This is a genomic window from Phenylobacterium sp. (assembly GCF_030679875.1).
Classification (GTDB): Bacteria; Pseudomonadota; Alphaproteobacteria; order Caulobacterales; family Caulobacteraceae; genus Phenylobacterium.
Window position 1 is genome coordinate 25,217 of record NZ_JAUXSP010000022.1, and the last position, 18,903, is coordinate 44,119.

An 18,903-nucleotide genomic window follows, 5' to 3' on the forward strand; every position below is an offset into this window, starting at 1 on the left:
TCCATGTCATGTCTGCGGCCAAGCTAACGGCGGGGACCGCCCGCGGTTCCCTTTCGTCAGCGAAGCCAGCCCAGCTTGTCCGCCGCGTCGGGAACCTGACCCAGCAGATGGGCGTTTGTTGTTTGGCACAAGCTCAAGGAGAGCCTGGAATGATGAAGTCTCTTATCGCTGTCGCAGGCGCTGGCCTCCTGGCCGCGGCCTGCACCTCCACCGGCACGGTGGAACGTAACGCCGCTGGCGGCGCCGCGCTTGGCGCGCTGGCGGGCGCGGTGATCGGCAACAATGTCGGTTCGGGTAGCGCCGCCACCGGGGCGGCCATTGGGGCCGTCGCGGGCGGGGCCGCGGGCGCCTACAAAGGTTGCCGCGAAGATGGCGGCTGCGGCGCCGATGCGCCCAATCGCCGCCAGTACTATGATGAGCGCGCCGGGCGCTATTATTTCTACGACTCGGCGAGCCAGCGCTATTACTGGGAAGACGGTCAGCCCCGCTACTGATCGAGGGTCGACTAGAGTTTTGATTAGGGGCGGTCAGCGTGCTGGCCGCCCCTTTTTGCGTGCGTGGCCGCCGTGGGGTGGTGAACGCCATTGGAGGGGTGAGCGATGAGATTTCCCACAAGGCATGTGGCGATCAGTGGGCTGTGTCTGGCCGGCGTCGTGGCGCTAGGCGGCTGTCAGGCTTGGCGCGGCGGGTGGGCGCAGGACAGCCGTTGCGAGCCAGTCACGGCTGAGATCTATTTCGAGCCCAACTCCGCAGAACTGGGTCCCGAGGCGCGCGGACTGATCTCGGCCACGGCTGAACGGTCCGATGGGTGTAGGGTGGAATCCGTGGAGGTTCTTGGCCTGGCCGATGCGACCGGTGCGGCCGATATGAATCAAGCGCTGTCCGAGGCCAGGGCCACGGCGGTGACCGCTGCCCTCGCTCAGGCAGGGCTCCCTGCGGCGGCCTTCAATACCCAGGCCGCAGGTCAACTGAACGCCGTCACCGCCGATGGCGTGGATCGCCCGATGCGTCGCCGTGTGGAGATTGTGCTTCGCCTGGCCCGCACAGACTGACTGGCGGATACAGAAAAGAGAATGGCGGACCCGGGAGGGTCCGCCAAAGTGGGTATCATCGAGAAAAGGGGGGGTGCGGAGGCAGCAGGCTGGCGGAGTATCGCCAGCCTCAAGTCGGGGGGGGCGTCGCCGCCTCCGCAGGTTGAATAACTCGCCCACGCCTCGCCCGTTCCCGACCGCCGAAAGTTTTTTTCAACGCGGGCCAGAGCGCGATGGCGCACAGCGCGCCGCGTGGAACGGAGAAGCTTTGCCGACGTTCTAACCCACAACAGCCAAGCCTGAGGCTGCGCCAATTGCGGGTTCGACGATGATCAGAGGCTATATGGCCGCCCACGGCGGGCTCGCCTATCTGGAGACGCCCTCCGGGCGGGCGCGCCGTACGCAACGGCGGCTGGCCGCCGTTGCAGCCATTCTCAGCATGGCCAGCGCCACCGCCCTTCTCGGCGCGATGGCCGACAGTGATCGCGCCGTCGCAGGCGCGCCGCCCGCGGCGGGCCCGCTCAACTTCATCCGCTTCTAGCCAAGGAAATCCGATGGCCAACATGCAAGACGAGACCCCGCCGAAAGTGCCCGCCACGCCCGCGCGCCAAGGCGCCCTGGGCAAGCCTGTGATGGTCGTCCTACTGGTGTCGGTCACCCTGGCCTTCGTGGGCCTGATGGCCGCGTGGCTATTCCGCGCCGACGATCTCGCAGAGGGGGACGCCCATGCCGGCCGTCAGGCCAGCGATGCGGCCCTGTTCGAGCAGGATGCGCCGGCCCCGCGCATACCCGAGGCGGATGGCCCGGCGGGGCCCACCACCCAGCCACCCCCAACCTAGATTTGAATCGAAACAGGGCCCGAACGGATGGTTCGGGCCCTGTCATCTATGGCGTGTTTCCCGTCTTAACTGGGTCTACCGGGCGCCGTCAGACGACAGACTGTCCCCGCAGGGCCCTGACAACAAAGCTGGCCACCAGCAGGACCAGAAAAACGACGAAGAGCACCTTGGCGACGGTCGCCGCCAAGCCAGCCAGGCCCATGAAGCCCAGATAACCCGCCGCCAGCGCCAGTACCGCAAAAACTATAGCCCAACCAAGCATGCCGTCATTCCTCAGCTTGTTGACTCAGGGACGGCCTCAAGCGCCGCCATGGGCCTCAAACGTGTAGGCATGACGTGCCGTTCCCGACATCGCCCGGCCGAGGTCGTGCAGCGAGAGGCGGGGCGCTCCCCGATCCGAAGATGTCGGATCGAAAAGCACCCACACTCTAATGACGCCCGAGCCCTCCGGCCTGACTCTCAATCAGGCCGGAGATCGCCTAGGCGGCGGCCTTCGCCTTGCGGCGGGGATGGAAGAAGAGCGCCTGACCGATAGCCGCCTTTACCGTTTCCGGCTGGAACGGCTTGGTGATCAGGAAGGTCGGCTCTGGGCGTTCACCGGTGAGCAAACGCTCGGGGAAGGCGGTGATGAAGATCACCGGCACATCCAGTTCGGCGAGGATGTCCTTGACCGCGTCGATACCTGACGAGCCGTCCGCCAATTGGATGTCGGCCAGGACGAGCCCAGGACGGTTGCGGCCGACGGCGTCGACCGCCTCGGTGCGCGTGGCGGCGATGTCCACCACCGTGTGACCCAGTTCCTTCACCAAGGCTTCAATGTCAGCGGCGATCACCGGCTCATCCTCAATGATGAGGACATCGGTGGCCAGCTCCGCATCGATCTCAGACTGGGCTTCGGAGATGAGCGCACCAACTTCGTCGAAGGTCGCGCCCAGGATTTGAGCCGTCTCGCTGGGCGTAAAGCCTTCGAGCGCCGTCAGCAGGAAAGCCTGCCGCGAACGCGGCGCAATGCGCATCAGACGCGTATTGGCGTCGTCATCCCCACCATCGCCGACAGAAGGCGACTCCAGCTGGGCGCCAGTGGAGCACCAGATGGTGTGGAACACGTGATAGAGCGCAACCCGCGGGGTCAACCCCGCCTCAAGGACCTTCTCACCCGCGGCGAGGGCCTCAAGGGCCACGCGGACGTAGTGATCGCCTGTGGTTTGATCGCCGGTAAGCGCACGCGCATAGCGCCGGACATAAGGCAGATGCGGCGCCAGTCGGGCTAGAAGACTCAATGACCCCTCCCGTAGAGACAAGGATGAACACGCGATCGCCCCAACTGCGAACGCGCTTGCACCCATCAACGGCACAAAACGCCTCGGGAGGGAACCGGTTCCCCTGGTTTGGCGTTTTCGACATTCAAAGATCGGGCGGCTTGCGCTAGCCCGATGGAACTCCACGGGGGGCCGGGCGTTTGAGCGATCAGAATGACAACATGAAGGGGCGTCCACTGCCACCGCGGGACGCCGGGGATATGATCGAACACCAATCCGAACACCCATCGGTCGGGCCGGAGTTGAGCGCCGCAGCGCTCGACGAGGCGCGCCTGCGCCAGCAGGCCATCGGCGTTCGCCTTCGACAGATGTTCGACGAGGTGGTCAACGAGCCGGTCCCTGACGAATTTCTCGATATCCTGCGTCGCGCTGACAAGTCGTCGGAGCAGAGCTAATGGTGGACCGCAGCCCCCGGGACCCGGCCCTCGACAACGCATTCAAGGCTGAAATCGTCACCCTGATCCCTCATTTGCGCGCCTTTGCTCGCACCCTGTGTGGTGACGCGACGGCGGCTGATGACCTGGCGCAGGACGCCATGATGAAGGCGTGGGACGCCCGCGCCAGCTTCCAGATGGGGACCAATATGAAGGCCTGGACCTTCATGATCCTCCGCAACCAGTTTTATTCTGAGAAGCGCCGGTCCTGGCGCCAGAGCCAGCTCGACCAGGAAGCTGCTGAACGGACCCTGGTGGCGGTCGATGACCCCGAAGCGCCCGTGGCCCTCGATGAGCTTCGCCTCAGCCTTGGCATGTTACCGCCAGAACAGCGCGAGGCCCTGATTCTGGTGGGGGCCGGCGGTTTCGCCTACGAGGAAGCAGCCGAGATCTGCGGCGTAGCGGTCGGCACCGTCAAGAGCCGGGTCAGCCGGGCGCGGCGCGCCCTTCAGGTCATTCTCGAAGCTGGCGCCTATGACCGTGACGGCGGGGCGGCGGGCGACGCCATGCGGTCTATTCTGGCCGATGCCGAGCGACTCAGCACCGCACGCTGACGGCCCGGGGGGGCCTGGTCATGAACGGCGATCCCTGGGCCTCATTGGGCACCATACGCGTACGTCTCATCGCCGCCATGGCGGCGGCGCTGCTTCCGGTCCTGATCCTGGGCGCCATCCAGACGGCGCTGGCTTTCAACCACGAGGCTGAGCGGGTGCGCGAGACCTTGGGATCGGCGGCGCAGCGCAGCGCGGCTGACGCCCGGGCTCGGATGGAATCCGCCGACATTCTATTGGAGACGCTGGCCCCAGGATCGGTCGGTTTCGCCTGCGCCCAGAGGCTGTCCGAGGTCACCGCCCGCATTCCTGGCTATGACAATCTCATTCGCTTTGACCGTTCGGGCCGCGTGGCCTGCGCCGCCAGCACGGTGCCCGCTGACGCCGGCCGGGCCGAGCGGCCGTGGTTCCGCCAGGTTCAAGGCACGGGCGATATGGTGATCACCCGCGACCCGGGGGTCTCCTACTCAGATCAACCTGCCCTGATGGCTGTGGTGCCGGCCTATAATGCGGCCGGCGAGTTTGACGGCGCCCTGGCGGCCATCGTCGCCCTGACCAGCCTGCAGCCCAACACCGCCGCGGCGGCCTTGCCCGAAGGCTCAGAGGTCGCGCTGCTGGATGCGGCGGGAGAGTATCTGAGCCTGACTGACGCCAGCGCATTCGCCGCCCCGCCGGAGGGTTGGCAGGCCCGCACCCGTTCGGCGGGCTCCTATGTCTGGTACGCCCAGATTGGCGGGGAGCGCCGGGTGCACATCGCCGCGCCCCTGGTCGGCGAGAGCCTGTTCGTCATTCTGTCGGCAGAGTCCCCCAGCCTGTTCTCCTGGGCGCGCCTCAATCCCCTGACCGGGCTTGTCCTTCCGCTGCTGACCTTCGCAGTCGTTCTCGGCTCGGTGTTCATCGCCGTGGACCGGGTGGTGGTGCGCTGGTTGATCTACCTCCAGCGGATCGCAGCCCTCTACGCCCGGGGGCGACTTACCGTCCGCCCGGCCCAGGCCGAGGACATGCCCCTGGAGATCCGCGACCTGGCCGAGGCGATGGAAAACATGGCCGACGCCATTGTCGGCCGTGACGCCTCCCTGCGGGACTCCCTGGCCCAGAAGGACGCCCTGATGCGGGAGATCCATCATCGGGTGAAGAACAACCTGCAGGTCATTTCCAGCCTGCTCAGCATGCAGCAACGGGCCCTGACCGATCCCGGCGCCCGGGCGGCGATGTCCGACACCCGCCAGCGAATTTCGGCCCTCGCCCTGGTCTATCGCGCCCTCTATCAGGGACCAGACCTGAAGCGGGTGGACCTGCGCCCCTTCCTGGAAGAGCTGACCGCCCAGCTGGTGGCCGGGGAGTCGATGCACGGTCCGGCGGTGCGGACCGAGTTGCACGCCGACACATTGATGATTGATCCAGATCGGCTGGCCCCCCTGGCTCTGTTCGCCGTGGAAGCGATCACCAACGCCCAGAAGCATGCCTTTGCCGGGCGCGGGGGCACGCTGAGCGTGGATTTCCGAGTCGGCGGGGATGAGGCCGTGCTGGAGATCGCCGATGACGGTGAGGCCAGCGACCAGGCCCTGGCGGGAACAGGCGTCGGCCGCACCCTGATGACCGCCTTCGCCCGCCAGCTTCGCGGTCAGTCGGAGCTCGTGCGCAATGCTGCGGGCGGCGTGACCGTGCGGCTGGTGTTTCCGACGCCACATCCGGCCATCGCCATGGCCGAAGGGAACTCGCACGGCGTCTGACCGTTAAGCTTGGCGACGCCGCCTTCCAATCAACAATGGAGACCACCATGCGCAAGCTCTTCCTCCTGGCCGCCCTCACCGCCAGCCTCGGCATGACCGCCTGCAACACCATTTCCGGCGCCGGCCAGGACGTGGGCGCGGCGGGCGATGCGGTCACCCGCACCGCTGAAGACGCCAAGAACTAAGATTGGGAGGCGGCCTGAGGGCCGACTATCCGTCGAAAGAGCCCTTCCGCGGGATCGCCGCGGAAGGGCTTTTTTGTTTGACGGGTGTGGTTCGACTACGCGCGCGGTCAGAACCGTCCGACTTGATGCTCAGGCCGCCGCGCGGTCTGCGTTTCTCAGCGCATAGAGGCCTGCGACGCCCTCCGCGGGGCTCAGGGGTTCCGCGCCGGCCACCGGATCCTCGTCGGCGCCAAACAGCACCATTCCGCCAGGATTGAGCGCCGCAGCGAGATTTTCTACGACCTGCCGCTGAGCCGGTTCGATCATGGCGCCGATCACATTGCGGCAGAAAATCAGGTCGAAGCCCCGGACACGGGACATGTCGCCAATCAGGTTGAGGCGACGCCAGCGGATCGCCTGTCGAAGCTGGGGCGATATCACCCACATGTCGTCGATCTTCTCGAAGTGCCGGACGAGACTGCGGATCGGAAGGCCTCTCTGGACCTCAAACTGGGTGTAGAGGCCGCTCTGGGCCTTCTCGAGCGCGCGCTCCGAGAGGTCTGAGCCGAACAACTCGAACCGGGCGTCTGGCCATTGGCCGGCCATATCGTCGACGAGCATGGCGAGGGAGTGGATTTCCTGGCCTGTCCCACAGGCCGCGCTCCAGATGCGGATGGGCTGATCCCTGCGGCGATCAGCCAGCTCTGGCGCCAGGACGTTGCGGAAATGATCAAAGGCCGACTGGTCGCGGAAGAAGCTGGTGTCGCCGGCGGCCATGGCTTCGACGATCGCCCAGATGAGCCGGTCCTCACGTCGGGTGCGCAAACCCGTCATCAGGTCGCTGATGCTGTCGAATCCTTCGCGCCGCGCCACGGGGCCCAGGCGGGTTTCCAGAAGATAGTCCTTGGCGGGATCCACCTTCTGCCCTGAGCGAGCGGCGCAGAGTTGGGCGACCAGGTCGCGGTCCTCCGGCTTCATGCCAAGCCTGCCAGGGCGAATTTGGCCGCCACGATCTCGCTGTCGAAAGGCTTCATGATGTACTCGTCAGCGCCGCTTTCCAGCGCTTCGCGAATGGCGCTCACCTCGTTCTCGACCGTGCAGAAGATCACCTTGGGGGCCTTGCCGCCCGGCTCCATCCGCAGCCCGCGAAGAAATTCGAGGCCATTCATCACCGGCATGTTCCAGTCGAGCAGAACCACGTCGGGCATGGTGGTGCGACACCAGGCCAGGGCTTCAGCCCCGTCGGCGGCCTCGGCCACATCGAAGCCGAGATCCTCCAGGATCCTGCGGGCGACCTTTCGGATCACCCGGCTGTCATCGACGATGAGGCAAGTCCTCAACCCAATACTCCCAAGCTGACCGCCTCTGTTTTCGGGCCTGCTGGTTAAGGAGCCGTATGGTTTTGCCGCTTATGGGGCATAACGCGCCTGATATGGGTTCAGGCGTCCGGAATCGTGGCGGCGAAGGTCACCTTCTCTTCGCCCGCCTCGGCGAAAATCTTGCCGCCGGCCTCGGTGACGAACAGGTGGACATAGTAGGCCTGGACCCAATGGCCATGCAGGGCGCCGTCCGGCAGCCTCTCGCCTCTCAGGCCAGCGGCCACCTCTGGACGCAGGCGCGCCTTGGGCCCCACGGATTCCGCAACGATCACGGTGGAAGACCCGTCCTTGGCCGCCTTGAGTCTGGCCACCCCGCCGAGCGGCAGGGCGCCGCCGGCCATCTGGGCGACGTTCAGCACCGTTCGGGCTGAGGCCTTATCAAGGCTTTGGGCCTCCACGGACCAGTTCAACTCGGCCCGCTGGTGGCCAAACACCCCCTGGGCGAGGTTTTCCAGTTCCCGGGGGTCGAAAACCTCGGCCGAGGACGACGCCCCAAAGGCGACCCGGGTGAAGGACAGCATTTCAGCCAGCTTTCGGCCCGAGGCGGCGATCAGGCCCATGGCGTCTTCGCGCATGTCCTGAGCATCCGGGTCCTCAAGCAGGTCGAGGCCGGAGACGATGGCGCTCACCGGGCTGATGAAGTCGTGGCACATGCGCGCCGCCAGAAAGGCGGCGATCTGGGCCGCGCCGACAGTCTGGGCGCTAAGATCGATGGGCGACTCAGGGGTGGGGGCGGCGTCTGTCATCCGCCGCAGATTGCCGTGATTGGCCCAGGCTGAACAGGGCCCCTAGATGGCCTTTTCGAAGACCCAGGGCTGCTGTGGCGGGGACAGTTGCACAGGCGCATAGACCGCCGCCGGGGGTCCGGCGGCGAAGGTCCGCGGGGTCGGCTGGGCCAGGCTGAGCACCAGATAGCCGCTGAATCCCGCGAAAAAGGCGAACACGCCGATCCACATCAGAAGTCTGGCGGGATCAATCGGGCGCGGGACGCTCTGTTCCATGGCTGATCAACCCCCAGCAGGGGCGGATGGTTGCAGTCCTATCCAATATGTCAGATTTTGCGAACGACTCGCACTGATGGGCGACGGCGCCATTATGAGGAGAGGGTCGCAACTGGGCGCCGAGCGTGCGCCAGCAGGCCAACCCCGATCTTGGCGTTCCCTCCCCGCCAAGCCCTGGCCCCGCCCTGCTCCTCGCCTGGGCGGGGCGCTTTTTTCAGGATTAATGGGCGCCAGCCCGGTCGTCGGCAGGCTGTATGCCGCAGCGTTTTGGGTCCATAAGCGCAGCAGACATACCAATGCCGCAGATCAAAGGAGGCGCGTCATGGCTCTGGATTCCGGAGAGGCTCAGAAGACCTTTCGCTGGGAAGATCCCCTCGATCTTGCCGCGCGGCTCTCAGAAGATGAACGTATGGTCTGGGCCTCAGCCAGGGCCTATTGCCGGGACAAGCTCCTGCCCCGGGTCGTCTCAGCCTATGCCGAGGAGCGCTTCGACCGCGAGATCATGACGGAGATGGGGGCGCTGGGCTTTCTTGGCCCCACCATCCCGGAGGAATATGGCGGCGCAGGCGTCAATCACGTGGCTTACGGTCTGATCGCCCGGGAGGTGGAGGCGATCGATTCCGGCTACCGCTCAGCGATGAGCGTGCAGTCCTCCCTCGTCATGTACCCGATCTACGCCTTCGGTTCTGAGGCGCAGAAGCAGAAGTACCTGCCGGGCATGGCCCGGGGCGACATCATCGGCTGCTTTGGCCTCACCGAGGCGGACGGTGGCTCTGACCCGGCCTCCATGCGCACCGTGGCCAAGAAGGTGGATGGCGGCTTCGTGCTGAACGGCGCCAAGATGTGGATCACCAACAGCCCGATCAGCGATGTCGCCCTGGTTTGGGCCAAGCTGGACGGGGTGATCCGTGGCTTCCTGGTGGATCGCGAGTCCGAAGGGCTCACCACACCCAAGATCAACAACAAGCTCTCCTTGCGGGCTTCGGTGACTGGCGAGATCGCGCTGGCCGACGTGTTCGTGCCGGAAGACCAGATGCTGCCCGGCGTGTCGGGCCTGCGCGGGCCCTTCTCGTGCCTCAACAAGGCCCGCTATGGCATCGCCTGGGGCGCCATGGGGGCCGCCGAGTTCTGCCTGCACGCCAGCCGGGACTATGTCTCCAGCCGCCAGGTCTTTGGAAAGCCGCTCGCCGCCCGGCAGCTGGTCCAGAAGAAGCTCGCCGACATGCAGACCGAGATCGCGCTGGGCTTCGAAGGCGCCCTGGCGCTTGGCCGGCTGATCGATGAGGGGGCCTGGGTTCCCGAAGCCATCAGCCTGATGAAGCGCAACAACTGCGGCAAGGCCCTGACCATCGCGCGGGAGGCCCGCGACATCCACGGCGGCAATGGCATCAGCGGCGAGTATCACGTGATGCGGCACGCGGCGAACCTCGAGACCGTCAACACCTATGAAGGGGCGCACGACGTCCACGCCCTGATCCTGGGCCGCGCCATCACTGGCGAGAACGCCTTCTAGGGCCTTGCGGCGCCAAGGACGGCCTGGGGCGTTGTAACGGCGCAACGCCCCGGGAGCCCTTTGATGACTGACGCACCGCGAAGCCTGGATGACGTCGTGCTTTGCGTCTGTGACGTCGCCAGCGCCGCCGAGGGCAAGGTCACCCTCGAAGAGGTCCGCGACGCCATCGGCGGCCGGGCCTACGGGCCCCTGCTTTTCACGGCGGGGCTAATCACCATGACACCGGTCAGCGCCGTACCTGGCGTTCCGTCGGTCCTTGCCCTGACGGTCGTTCTGATCGCCGGCCAAATGCTGGTCGGCAGCGATCAGGTCTGGCTGCCACGATGGTTACTCAGACTGAAGGTTGAGGGGTCCAGTCTCGAGAAAGGCGCACGCCGGGCGCGCAAGCCGGCGCAGTTCCTGGACCGCTGGGTCCGGCCGCGCCTGCTGCTCATGACGCAGGGTCCAGGACGCAAGGGCGTGGCGGTGATCTGTATCCTCATCGGGCTGATAACACCGCCCCTTGAGCTGATACCCTTCTCTACGGCCATCCCCGCGGCCACGATCACGGTCTTCGGCCTGGGGCTGACGGCCCGGGACGGGGCCGTGGTGCTCCTGGCGCTAAGCGCGGGCGTCGCAGCGATCAGCCTGGTGGGCTGGGCGATACTTCGCTGATGGGCAGGAGCGACAAACACCGTCCCCAGCCACCCCGGGACGCATAGCCGCCCCTTCGCCATCAGCAGGTCTTGACGGCCTCGCACGCCCCGGAAAATTCAAAGCCGTGGGCTCCAATTTTCCGAGGCGGGTCAGCTAGTCGCAAAGACGCGCGCCTATCTGCTCGCTGAGGCGAGGCAGAGAGAGTTCTGTCTTGATCGCGCGCTACCAGTTCAGATCAATCCGGGCATAGAGATAGCGACCACTCCGGCCCCAGGGGGCGGTAATGACGTGCGGAGATCGGCCTGCCGTATCCAGCGCCGGAGGGATCTGGTTGGGATAGGTGTCGAGGAGATTGCTGGCCCCGACTGCGAACTTCGTGTGGCTGTTGACCGCCCAACGCCCCTCGGCATCAATCACTGACTTCTCGCCCGCATTGCGATCGCCGGCGGGGGCGTTGCTCGCCGCCACCACGCTCGCATAGTGGTTGACTCTCACGCCGGCGCTGAAGGGCCCGTCGTTCTTCCAGTCTGCGCCAAGCACGATCTTGTATCGGGGCTCTCCTCTCTCGAAGTTGAGCGTATTGGCGCGGCCAAATAGCACCGGCGGCGCCGGGAGACTGGACAGCACCGCCGTGGCGGGAACGCGGTCGATCGTGGTTTCGTTGTAGTTCCCCGCGCCAGTTAGATCAAAGCGACCAATTCCGGTGTCAAACCGGTAGCGCGCCACCAGGTCTACTCCCCGGGTCGTTGACTCCACGCCGTTCATGAAGAACCGGCCACCTGCGTAGGTGATTGACGATCCAACGGTGTTGACCAGTCGATAGATGGCCAACTGGGTCGCCGTCGCGCCTGGTGTGCCCGGTGCGGAGCCGTTTAGGGTCTCCGACAGGACGATACGGTCTTCGATCTTGATGCGGTAGGCATCCAAGGTCAGCTCAAAGGCGTCTCGACGGAAGACGAGTCCGCCCGAGATGTTCACCGACTTCTCCGGTTCGAGCGGCTTCGCCCCCAGCGCAATCGCTGATGGGTCGCTCACCTGGAAGGTTCGCACTTCGGTCTGCGTGCTCACCCCATTGATCAACTGGAATAGCGAGGCTGTGGTCTGGAAGTTCTGCTGCTGGAGGCTTGGCGCGCGGAAGCCAGTCGAAGCGGTCGCGCGCAGGGCCAATTGCGGGGTGATCTCATAGCGGGTCGAAATCTTGCCGTTCGTAGTCGAGCCGAAATCCGAATAGTTCTCATGGCGACCAGCCACCTGGATGAGAAGTGCGTCGGTGAGGTCCGCATTGAGTTCGGCGTAAACGGCGAAGCTGTCACGCGAAGCGTCCACCGCGTCATTCGGCCTGTATCCGGTATACCCCTGCGAGCCCGCGCTCCGGCCGCCGCCGAGATCGGGGCCGACAATGTAGGATGCAGGCTCGCCCGCGCCGATCTCAAAGCCTTCCTTTCGGTACTCCGCGCCCATCGCAATATCCACGGGGCGAGGCAAACCCAGCTCGAAGGGGCGCGCGAAATTCGCGCCAATGGTGAGCTGATCGTAGAAGTTCCGGCCGGCATAGAAGTCGCGCGGGGATGCACGCCCCAGGGTCCCATTCAAGGAATTGAGGACGTTGACCTTGATCAGGTTGCTGCCGTAGGTGATGTTGGCGTCAAATACTCCGCCGAAAACGTCTCCCTTAACGCCGCCGCCGACGGTAAAGTCGCGAACATACGTGTCATTCAGGGGAAGAAATCCACCAGGCACGATCACCTGACCGGTACGAATGTCGATATTGTTGATGTTGTTTTCAAGTCGAACCAGGTTCGAGCTCGTTGAATGCCGCTCTTGAATGAGGGTCAAACCATTAACTGACCATCCGTTACCTATCGGAACTCCGGCATTGAGGACAATCGTCTTGTTCTCAAGCGGAGCCTCGCCGACCCTCGACGTCACCCGCGCAGGCGTGACGCGGGGATCCAGACCGGCCCGGTTGGCCAAACTGCGCTTTACATACTCGCCCGTCACGGTGAGGAAGCCCTCGCCAAGCGCGAACCCCTGCCACGCGGCGGCGCTGTAGGTGGCGCCATCACGAATGTGGCGGCCGTCAGGCTCGCGCGCGCTCTTCATCTCCGTGTCGTAGTATCCACCGCTGAACGAGGCGCCGCCTCCAGAGCTTGCCTCCCGCAGTCGCAGGTTGATCACCCCGGCGATGGCGTCGGAGCCATACTGCGCGGCCGCCCCATCACGCAGGACCTCGATGCTTTGTAGGGAAAGCGCTGGAATTGTATTGAGATCAACGACCGCCGAGCCGCGGGCGCCGCCAATTGTATTCAGGTAGGAGGCGCTGTGCTGGCGCACGCCATTGAGCAGCACCAAGGTCTGGTCAGGACTTAGGCCACGGAGCTTGGCGGGCCGGACGCTGTCCGTAACGTCCGCGACCGTTGATCGCTGATAGGTGAAGGACGGCGCCAGATTGGCGAGGGCCTGGGCGATCTCGGGCATGGCCTGGGCGGTCAGCGCCTCGGCGGTGACGACATCAACCGGGGCTGACGTCTCAAGGCGGCTTCTCGCGACCCGGGAGCCAGTGACCACCAGTTCCTCGACCTGCGCTTGACTGGCCGACGATCCGGACGGATCAGCCTGTGCCGATTGTGCGTTCGCGACGCTAGCAAGACTGGTAAGCGCGACGACCGCCGAAGCAGCAAACAACTGTCTCCTAAGGGCCATTGTCCCCTCCTGTTTATTCTGACCCGCTACAGATGGCTCATGATGCGCAGTCCCGCAACATTTGTTTTAGGTGGTCAAATTATGAAACAGATAAATCCGTCTAGTGGTCAGAACAGGAGCACCCGTTCACCGTCCAGAACGCAAGAACGGTATCTTGGCTTGGTCGTCCCCATCCGCGGCGAGCGCGCGCAAGCCCAAGCCCAAGGCTCATTGGGGGCTACCCAAGTGGCAAGCCAACAAGTTGCGATCAGTCTGAAACGGACGCGTCACCGGAGCGATGCGGCGAAACACCTGCATGAGCCACTTCGCCCCCGCAAATGGCTTACAGACGTCGGATAGCAGGAGCGCCGGCCGCCAGCCGACGCCTAGATTCCGCGCCGACGCGGCCCAATCGGGCGCCGAGGCGACCCAACATGGAGAGCCCGGGGGGTCAGCCTCACGCAATGCGCCTAGAGCGCGCCGCCACTGCTCGAAGGATCAGCCCCACTGCGATAGACGCCCTCGCTCACCCGCTCGACGAGGTTGACGATGCCGAGGTGCTTGCGGCTGTCATAGTCCGTCGCCTCGAGTACAAATCCACGCGCGGCGAGGTGGCGCTGCACGCCCTGCGGCATGTCGCGATGAATTCGCACCTTGCCATCCTTGGGGAACAGCCGCGGCGTCATCATGAGATCGGCCATGTCACCGGATAGACCCAGCGAGAGCTTCAGGAAGAGCATATAGGTGAGAGCGCCATAGATTCTCTCGCTGCCAGCCGCGCCGATCGCCAGCCAGGGCGACCCATCGCGCTCAATGATCAGCGGCGACATCTCAGTTACATCATGCGTCTGGCCCTCAAAGAGCCGCCGCGATTTCATTGCATAGCTGTAGGCCAGTCCGGCGCCAAACCAAGCGCGTTTCGATCCAAACCACGGCCCTAGCGAGGTGGTGAAGGAGAGAAGGTCGCCGTCTGAGGCGATCGCAAAGGCGTTGGTGTTGCGATCATCGGTCTTGCTTCCCTCCCCCGGAAAATAGGTTCCGGCCAGCTCCGCCCACAGTTCGGCTGGTGTTGCTCGGAGCAGCTGTCCTACCCGCGCAGCGATTGCCCGGCCCTCTGCCTCGACATCGATATCCACCGAGGGCGAGGCGCTCTTCGGCAACAGCAACCCCACGCTGAAGGGGATCCGGTCGAGCACGAGGATCGTGGCCAGCAGATAGGCCTCCATGGCGGTCTCTAGATCAGTGATGGCGCCCGCGACCTGCAGGTGCGAGATCACCGCCGCACCCAGCAGCGTCCAGGGGCCCCAGGTCTCAAGGTTGGCCGTTGTGCGCAATCGATAACGGCGGCCATCGCGCCCAAGCACCTCAAGGTCGCGCGGCGGGCCTGACCGCGGCGAGTTATCCAACAAGGTCTCAAGCGCCCACGGACCAGGACGGTGCTGATAGAGCTCCGTCCAGAAGGCGCGCTCATCGGACGCGCGCCCGAGGACCTCGAGCAGTTGGCTCAATTGGGGGTTCCGGACGCGAGCTCTTACGCCGCCGCGGTCATCCAGGTAGATGCGCCGAAAGTCGGGCTGCAGGTCGGCGGCCGAAGCTTGTGCGGCCGCACTCAAGCCGCTGGATGGACGAAATCCACCGACTGCAATTGATCGGGCCGGCGCGAGGATCGTGCTGAGCGGAAGCTGCAGACGACCTGATTGTCGCAGGGCGAAATAGGCGGCGATGTTGCCTGGAACGGGCACTGTGGAACCAGGCTCATCGCGTATCCCAGTTGGGGCGTACAGGCAGTCATATCCTCCGCCGGTGCTATAGACGCCCTGCATTCGTCCAAACGGGCTGCAATTGGCCGGATCGACCACCCAAGCTGTCGCGAGCGCGGCGAGATACATATCCAACACCCCGCCCCCCTGGAGGCGGACCCGGCGCGCCGCCTCTGTGGCGGCAGGATGGTTGCTGGATGCGCTGAAGTCCCGGTTTGAGCGCGCATGCCCGTACGGCGGCCGCTTTGCTGGCAAGAAGGCCAGATTCGGGCGGGTCTCCGCCGCCGCAGCTCCCACAGCGCAGGACCACGCCCCCGCGGCCATAAGGGCGCGCCTTCGGGAGAACATCATCGACGACTCGCCCTCGCTGCCCGGCGCTTGCTTGAACATCGATCAGCCTCCCACAACGAGACATATGCTGGACCTTCCGTCGGGCCGACGGGGCGAGGGCCAGTCATGCGCTTCCCTGATCGCGATGCCTGGCCGCCCGCGCGTGAGCATCAGACGCGCGCCGAGGTGAGCGCCGCATCGAGCGCCTCGGACAACCGATCGGTGATGGTGTCGATAACCTCTGATGTGACGATGAATGGCGGCGCGAGCAGGACATGGTCTCCCTGCTCGCCATCTATGGTGCCGCCTGTCGGGTAGATCATCAGGCCGCGCGCCATGGCCTCGCGCTTCAGGCGAGCATGTAGCTTGAGTTTCGGATCGAAGGGGGCCTTGCTCTCCCGGTCTGCGACCAGTTCGACCCCGCGGAACAGACCCCGCCCGCGAATGTCGCCCACATGCGGGTGTTGCCCCAGCCGCTCGCGCAATGCGGCGTCCAGACGGTCGCCCATGCGCAGAACGTTCTCTAGTAGGCCATCTCTGGCGACAACCTCTTGAACGGCGAGCGCCGCCGCGGCGGCCATTGGGTGGCCGAGATAGGTATGACCGTGTTGGAAAACGCCGGAGCCGTCTCTAAAGGCCTCGAAGATATGGGCTCCGATCACCACCGCGCCGATGGGCTGATAGCCACCGCCCAGGCCCTTGGCGATGGTGACGAGATCGGGGACGATATCTTCCTGCTCAAAAGCGTAAAGCGTGCCGGTGCGCCCCATGCCGCACATCACCTCATCCAGGACGAGCAGTACGCCGTAGCGGTCGCAGATCTCACGGACGCGGCGCAGGTAGTCGCCGACGGGAGGAACAGCGCCCGCTGTGGCGCCGACCACGGTCTCGGCTACGAAGGCCATGACCGTATCCCCGCCCAGTTCGAGTATCTCATCTTCAAGGGCCTGCGCCGCGCGGGCCGCGTAATCGGCGTCAGACTCCCCGGCCCTCTGGAAGCGATAGGCGTAGCAGGGCTCAATGTGACGGGTCTCGATAAGCAGCGGACTGAACTGCTTACGCCGCTGAAAATTGCCGCCTGCAGCCAGCGCGCCCAGGGTATTGCCATGGTAGCTCTGCCGACGGGCGATGATGTGGCGGCGCTGGGGCTGCCCAATTTCTAGAAAGTACTGCCGGGCCATCTTGAGCGCCGCTTCAACAGCCTCAGAGCCGCTGCTCACGAGGTAGACATGATCGAGATTGCCCGGCGCCGACGCCGCCAGCCGGTCGGCGAGGGCCTCAGCCGCTTCGCTAGTGAAGAAGCCGGTGTGGGCGTAGGCCAGCTTATCCACCTGGGCGTGCAGCGCCGCCAGGACCTCAGGGTGGCCATGCCCGAGACAGGAAACAGCCGCCCCGCCGCATGCGTCGATATAGGTCCGGCCTGCGGCGTCGAAAAGCTCGACGCCCCGTCCGCCCACTGCGACGGGAAGCTCGCTATGGATCTGACGGTGAAGCAGATGGGTCATGCAGGTCTCTCGCGGTGCTTGGGATCGTAATGGATGTGGAAGGCGGAGAGCTGCGCCTCGGTCTCCTCAAGCGCCTTCAGCGCATTTGCGCCCCCGCGGCCGGCGACAAGCGCCGCCAGGATTTCCACCGCGGTGAAGGCCGGTGTCATGGCGTGGAAGAAAGAAGGGCTATCGACGGAGACAAGGATCACGTGCTGGGCGCAATCGGCTATGGGCGAAACGGCGCTGTCGGTGATCGCCACCACCGGAACGTTGCGAGTCTGCGCATAGTCGACCGCCTCCACCACGGCGCGCGTATAGGGGCGCACCGTATGGACCAGAAGCACGTCATCGGACGCCGCGTTGCGCAGGCCGTCCGCGCCTACGCCGCCCAGTCCATCGAACAGGACCACCCCGTCTCTAACGAGCGAGGACACATAGTGAAAGTAGGCGATCGCCGGGAAGCAGGAGCGCATGCCAAGGCAGTAGATCCGCCGAGCGCGGGCCAGGGTCTCCGCTGCGGCGACCAGTCCGGACAGGGTCTCAGGCTCCGCCAGGCCGGCGACCTGCGCGGCGAAGGACGAGGCGATTTCGGCGGCGAGCGCCTGATCGCCACGCAGCTTCTGGCGCGTCACCTGTTCGTCGGCGCGGCGCGCAAAATCGAGGCCGCCATCACGAAAGGCTTGGCCGTACAACTCCCGCACGCCATCGTAACCCTCCAGCCCCAGGTGCTTGGCAAGTCGCGTCATGGTCGCAGGCTGGACGCCGGCGATACGTGCTTGCTGGCGCATGGTCAGAAGCGCCACGTCATGGGGCCGATCCAGGACATAGCGGGCCGCCTGCTGCAGCTGAGGCGACATCTGATCAAACTCGCTTACGATCTGACGGGTCAGGGGCGCTTGTTTCATTTCCATCTCGGCTCGAGGACTCGGGCTGCCAATTGAATCGGTCGACCCGCCAGAGTGGCGGCTTGATTCGACCGGATCAAACGCTGACCGCGCGACCAAGGCTAATGGCATTGTTGTCCCGTGTCTTTGCGAAGGGCCGAGGCTCGGACGTGATCGCTCAGAGCGTCGCCAATCTACACGGCGCCCCTGCGAATGCAACATTCGTTGCAGCGCGCCACATAATGCTCCATATGTTTCTCCCTTAGCCGCACGCAAATTGGAGGGGGGGAGCGTTGGGCCAGACTGCGACCAACAAGGTAAGGCGCGATGCCGAGGCGGCGCTATCGGGTGTGCTGTTCGACGGGATGACCATCATGGCCGGGGGTTTCGGCCTCTGCGGCATTCCTGAGAATCTGATCGCAGCGATCCGGGACACGGGCGTGAAGGACCTGACGGTCATCTCCAACAACTGCGGCGTCGATGACTTTGGCCTCGGGATCCTGTTGGCCAGCGGACAGATCCGCAGGATGATTTCCAGCTACGTTGGGGAGAACAAGCTGTTCGCTGAACTCTATCTCTCCGGGCGGCTGGAACTGGAATTCAATCCCCAGGGCACACTGGCCGAGCGCATCCGCGCCGGCGGGGCCGGCATCCCAGCCTTCTTCACCCGCACCGGGGTCGGGACCCTCGTCGCCGAGGGAAAAGAGATTCGCACTTTTGACGGCGAGGATTATGTGATGGAACGCGGCCTTACCGCTGACCTCTCCATCATCAAGGCCTGGAAGGGCGACGGCGAGGGCAACCTCGTCTACCGGATGACGGCGCGGAACTTCAATCCGATGATGGCCACAGCCGGCAGGGTCACCCTTGCCGAGGTCGAAGACCTGGTCGAGGCGGGTTGCCTTGATGCCGACCACATCCACACTCCGGGGATTTTCGTCGATCGGCTGTTGGTTGGCGCGGCCTTCGAGAAGCGTATCGAGCAACGAACCATCCGCCAGCGCGAGGGCGCTTAGGCCATGGCCTGGACCCGAGACCAGATGGCCGCCCGCGCGGCCCGCGAGCTGCAGGACGGCTTCTATGTGAACCTGGGCATCGGCATTCCGACCCTGGTGGCCAACTACATCCCGCAAGGCGTCGAGGTCACCCTGCAGAGCGAA

The 18,903-nt window shown here is 65.0% G+C and carries 22 protein-coding genes; 12 read left to right on the plus strand and 10 right to left on the minus strand.

Annotated features, from left to right (window positions below):
* Positions 1-149 precede the first annotated feature (149 nt).
* From Q8K84_RS15305 to Q8K84_RS15320, 4 genes are all read left to right on the plus strand, one after another.
* Positions 150-494: a YMGG-like glycine zipper-containing protein gene (locus Q8K84_RS15305; RefSeq protein ID WP_305283587.1), complete on the plus strand. Its 345-nt coding sequence runs from the start codon at positions 150-152 to the stop codon at positions 492-494.
* 105 nt (positions 495-599) lie between these two features.
* Positions 600-1,052, plus strand: a complete 453-nt coding sequence (locus tag Q8K84_RS15310; protein WP_305283588.1) for an OmpA family protein — start codon at positions 600-602, stop codon at positions 1,050-1,052.
* Positions 1,053-1,359: 307 nt separating this feature from the next.
* A complete protein-coding gene (locus tag Q8K84_RS15315) occupies positions 1,360-1,572 on the plus strand; it encodes a hypothetical protein (protein ID WP_305283590.1) in 213 nt (70 codons plus the stop codon).
* A 13-nt stretch (positions 1,573-1,585) separates the two neighbouring features.
* The gene (locus Q8K84_RS15320) at positions 1,586-1,870 is read left to right on the plus strand and encodes a hypothetical protein (RefSeq protein ID WP_305283591.1); all 285 of its coding nucleotides are present in this window, start codon (positions 1,586-1,588) and stop codon (positions 1,868-1,870) included.
* A gap of 88 nt (positions 1,871-1,958) precedes the next feature.
* On the opposite strand, the gene Q8K84_RS15325 is transcribed toward Q8K84_RS15320, so the two are convergent.
* Both Q8K84_RS15325 and Q8K84_RS15330 read right to left on the minus strand, forming a co-directional pair.
* A complete protein-coding gene (locus Q8K84_RS15325; protein WP_305283592.1) occupies positions 1,959-2,132 on the minus strand; it encodes a DUF1328 domain-containing protein in 174 nt (57 codons plus the stop codon).
* Positions 2,133-2,349: 217 nt separating this feature from the next.
* Positions 2,350-3,150 carry a response regulator gene (locus Q8K84_RS15330; protein WP_305283593.1) on the minus strand — a complete coding sequence of 267 codons (801 nt, stop codon included), beginning with the start codon at positions 3,148-3,150 and terminating at the stop codon, positions 2,350-2,352.
* A gap of 239 nt (positions 3,151-3,389) precedes the next feature.
* On the opposite strand from Q8K84_RS15330, the gene Q8K84_RS15335 reads away from it, so the two are divergent.
* The 4 genes from Q8K84_RS15335 to Q8K84_RS15350 are packed head-to-tail and all read left to right on the plus strand — an operon-like array spanning position 3,390 to position 6,092.
* Complete coding sequence (locus tag Q8K84_RS15335) at positions 3,390-3,584, plus strand: NepR family anti-sigma factor (protein ID WP_305283594.1); 195 nt, start codon at positions 3,390-3,392, stop codon at positions 3,582-3,584.
* On the plus strand, positions 3,584-4,177 hold the full coding sequence (locus Q8K84_RS15340; protein ID WP_305283595.1) for a sigma-70 family RNA polymerase sigma factor: 594 nt from the start codon (positions 3,584-3,586) through the stop codon (positions 4,175-4,177). Before Q8K84_RS15335 ends, Q8K84_RS15340 begins: the two co-directional genes overlap by 1 nt.
* A 20-nt stretch (positions 4,178-4,197) precedes the next feature.
* Complete coding sequence (locus tag Q8K84_RS15345) at positions 4,198-5,907, plus strand: sensor histidine kinase (RefSeq protein ID WP_305283596.1); 1,710 nt, start codon at positions 4,198-4,200, stop codon at positions 5,905-5,907.
* A gap of 47 nt (positions 5,908-5,954) precedes the next feature.
* Positions 5,955-6,092: an entericidin A/B family lipoprotein gene (locus Q8K84_RS15350; protein ID WP_293318862.1), complete on the plus strand. Its 138-nt coding sequence runs from the start codon at positions 5,955-5,957 to the stop codon at positions 6,090-6,092.
* A gap of 129 nt (positions 6,093-6,221) precedes the next feature.
* On the opposite strand, the gene Q8K84_RS15355 is transcribed toward Q8K84_RS15350, so the two are convergent.
* The 4 genes from Q8K84_RS15355 to Q8K84_RS15370 form a co-directional block, all read right to left on the minus strand.
* The gene (locus tag Q8K84_RS15355) at positions 6,222-7,049 is read right to left on the minus strand and encodes a protein-glutamate O-methyltransferase CheR (RefSeq protein ID WP_305283597.1); all 828 of its coding nucleotides are present in this window, start codon (positions 7,047-7,049) and stop codon (positions 6,222-6,224) included.
* Positions 7,046-7,411, minus strand: a complete 366-nt coding sequence (locus Q8K84_RS15360) for a PleD family two-component system response regulator (protein ID WP_305283598.1) — start codon at positions 7,409-7,411, stop codon at positions 7,046-7,048. Before Q8K84_RS15360 ends, Q8K84_RS15355 begins: the two co-directional genes overlap by 4 nt.
* 98 nt (positions 7,412-7,509) lie before the next feature.
* Positions 7,510-8,196, minus strand: coding sequence for a histidine phosphotransferase ChpT (gene chpT / locus Q8K84_RS15365; RefSeq protein ID WP_305283599.1), 687 nt, complete (start codon positions 8,194-8,196; stop codon positions 7,510-7,512).
* A gap of 42 nt (positions 8,197-8,238) precedes the next feature.
* The gene (locus Q8K84_RS15370) at positions 8,239-8,451 is read right to left on the minus strand and encodes a hypothetical protein (protein ID WP_305283600.1); all 213 of its coding nucleotides are present in this window, start codon (positions 8,449-8,451) and stop codon (positions 8,239-8,241) included.
* A gap of 322 nt (positions 8,452-8,773) precedes the next feature.
* Here Q8K84_RS15370 and Q8K84_RS15375 point away from each other — a divergent pair, with 322 nt between their 5' ends.
* Together Q8K84_RS15375 and Q8K84_RS15380 are read left to right on the plus strand one after the other, a co-directional pair.
* Positions 8,774-9,964, plus strand: a complete 1,191-nt coding sequence (locus tag Q8K84_RS15375; protein ID WP_305283601.1) for an acyl-CoA dehydrogenase — start codon at positions 8,774-8,776, stop codon at positions 9,962-9,964.
* 63 nt (positions 9,965-10,027) lie between these two features.
* Positions 10,028-10,618, plus strand: coding sequence for an exopolysaccharide biosynthesis protein (locus tag Q8K84_RS15380; RefSeq protein ID WP_305283602.1), 591 nt, complete (start codon positions 10,028-10,030; stop codon positions 10,616-10,618).
* Positions 10,619-10,822: 204 nt separating this feature from the next.
* On the opposite strand, the gene Q8K84_RS15385 is transcribed toward Q8K84_RS15380, so the two are convergent.
* The 4 genes from Q8K84_RS15385 to Q8K84_RS15400 form a co-directional block, all read right to left on the minus strand.
* Positions 10,823-13,303, minus strand: coding sequence for a TonB-dependent siderophore receptor (locus Q8K84_RS15385; protein ID WP_305283603.1), 2,481 nt, complete (start codon positions 13,301-13,303; stop codon positions 10,823-10,825).
* 449 nt (positions 13,304-13,752) lie between these two features.
* Positions 13,753-15,432 (minus strand): gamma-glutamyltransferase, encoded by a 1,680-nt coding sequence (locus Q8K84_RS15390; protein WP_305283604.1) that lies wholly within the window; start codon positions 15,430-15,432, stop codon positions 13,753-13,755.
* 110 nt (positions 15,433-15,542) lie between these two features.
* Positions 15,543-16,877: an aspartate aminotransferase family protein gene (locus Q8K84_RS15395; RefSeq protein WP_305283605.1), complete on the minus strand. Its 1,335-nt coding sequence runs from the start codon at positions 16,875-16,877 to the stop codon at positions 15,543-15,545.
* A complete protein-coding gene (locus Q8K84_RS15400; RefSeq protein WP_305283606.1) occupies positions 16,874-17,764 on the minus strand; it encodes a MurR/RpiR family transcriptional regulator in 891 nt (296 codons plus the stop codon). Before Q8K84_RS15400 ends, Q8K84_RS15395 begins: the two co-directional genes overlap by 4 nt.
* Positions 17,765-18,108: 344 nt before the next feature.
* On the opposite strand from Q8K84_RS15400, the gene Q8K84_RS15405 reads away from it, so the two are divergent.
* Positions 18,109-18,759 carry a CoA transferase subunit A gene (locus tag Q8K84_RS15405; RefSeq protein WP_305283608.1) on the plus strand — a complete coding sequence of 217 codons (651 nt, stop codon included), beginning with the start codon at positions 18,109-18,111 and terminating at the stop codon, positions 18,757-18,759.
* Positions 18,760-18,762: 3 nt separating this feature from the next.
* The coding region (locus Q8K84_RS15410; RefSeq protein WP_305283607.1) for a CoA-transferase at positions 18,763-18,903 on the plus strand (141 nt) is incomplete at its 3' end.

What these genes read in the sequence shown, in the direction of transcription:
- Q8K84_RS15355 (WP_305283597.1), bottom strand. Translation starts at nt 7,049, where the DNA reads ATGAAGCCGGAGGACCGCGACCTGGTCGCCCAACTCTGCGCCGCTCGC.
- Q8K84_RS15350 (WP_293318862.1), top strand. Translation starts at nt 5,955, where the DNA reads ATGCGCAAGCTCTTCCTCCTGGCCGCCCTCACCGCCAGCCTCGGCATG.
- Q8K84_RS15390 (WP_305283604.1), bottom strand. Translation starts at nt 15,432, where the DNA reads ATGTTCAAGCAAGCGCCGGGCAGCGAGGGCGAGTCGTCGATGATGTTC.
- Q8K84_RS15370 (WP_305283600.1), bottom strand. Translation starts at nt 8,451, where the DNA reads ATGGAACAGAGCGTCCCGCGCCCGATTGATCCCGCCAGACTTCTGATG.
- Q8K84_RS15405 (WP_305283608.1), top strand. Translation starts at nt 18,109, where the DNA reads ATGACCATCATGGCCGGGGGTTTCGGCCTCTGCGGCATTCCTGAGAAT.
- Q8K84_RS15305 (WP_305283587.1), top strand. Translation starts at nt 150, where the DNA reads ATGATGAAGTCTCTTATCGCTGTCGCAGGCGCTGGCCTCCTGGCCGCG.
- Q8K84_RS15375 (WP_305283601.1), top strand. Translation starts at nt 8,774, where the DNA reads ATGGCTCTGGATTCCGGAGAGGCTCAGAAGACCTTTCGCTGGGAAGAT.
- Q8K84_RS15400 (WP_305283606.1), bottom strand. Translation starts at nt 17,764, where the DNA reads ATGAAACAAGCGCCCCTGACCCGTCAGATCGTAAGCGAGTTTGATCAG.
- Q8K84_RS15310 (WP_305283588.1), top strand. Translation starts at nt 600, where the DNA reads ATGAGATTTCCCACAAGGCATGTGGCGATCAGTGGGCTGTGTCTGGCC.
- Q8K84_RS15320 (WP_305283591.1), top strand. Translation starts at nt 1,586, where the DNA reads ATGGCCAACATGCAAGACGAGACCCCGCCGAAAGTGCCCGCCACGCCC.
- Q8K84_RS15380 (WP_305283602.1), top strand. Translation starts at nt 10,028, where the DNA reads ATGACTGACGCACCGCGAAGCCTGGATGACGTCGTGCTTTGCGTCTGT.
- Q8K84_RS15340 (WP_305283595.1), top strand. Translation starts at nt 3,584, where the DNA reads ATGGTGGACCGCAGCCCCCGGGACCCGGCCCTCGACAACGCATTCAAG.
- Q8K84_RS15345 (WP_305283596.1), top strand. Translation starts at nt 4,198, where the DNA reads ATGAACGGCGATCCCTGGGCCTCATTGGGCACCATACGCGTACGTCTC.
- Q8K84_RS15395 (WP_305283605.1), bottom strand. Translation starts at nt 16,877, where the DNA reads ATGACCCATCTGCTTCACCGTCAGATCCATAGCGAGCTTCCCGTCGCA.
- Q8K84_RS15335 (WP_305283594.1), top strand. Translation starts at nt 3,390, where the DNA reads ATGATCGAACACCAATCCGAACACCCATCGGTCGGGCCGGAGTTGAGC.
- Q8K84_RS15385 (WP_305283603.1), bottom strand. Translation starts at nt 13,303, where the DNA reads ATGGCCCTTAGGAGACAGTTGTTTGCTGCTTCGGCGGTCGTCGCGCTT.
- Q8K84_RS15315 (WP_305283590.1), top strand. Translation starts at nt 1,360, where the DNA reads ATGATCAGAGGCTATATGGCCGCCCACGGCGGGCTCGCCTATCTGGAG.
- Q8K84_RS15325 (WP_305283592.1), bottom strand. Translation starts at nt 2,132, where the DNA reads ATGCTTGGTTGGGCTATAGTTTTTGCGGTACTGGCGCTGGCGGCGGGT.
- chpT (WP_305283599.1), bottom strand. Translation starts at nt 8,196, where the DNA reads ATGACAGACGCCGCCCCCACCCCTGAGTCGCCCATCGATCTTAGCGCC.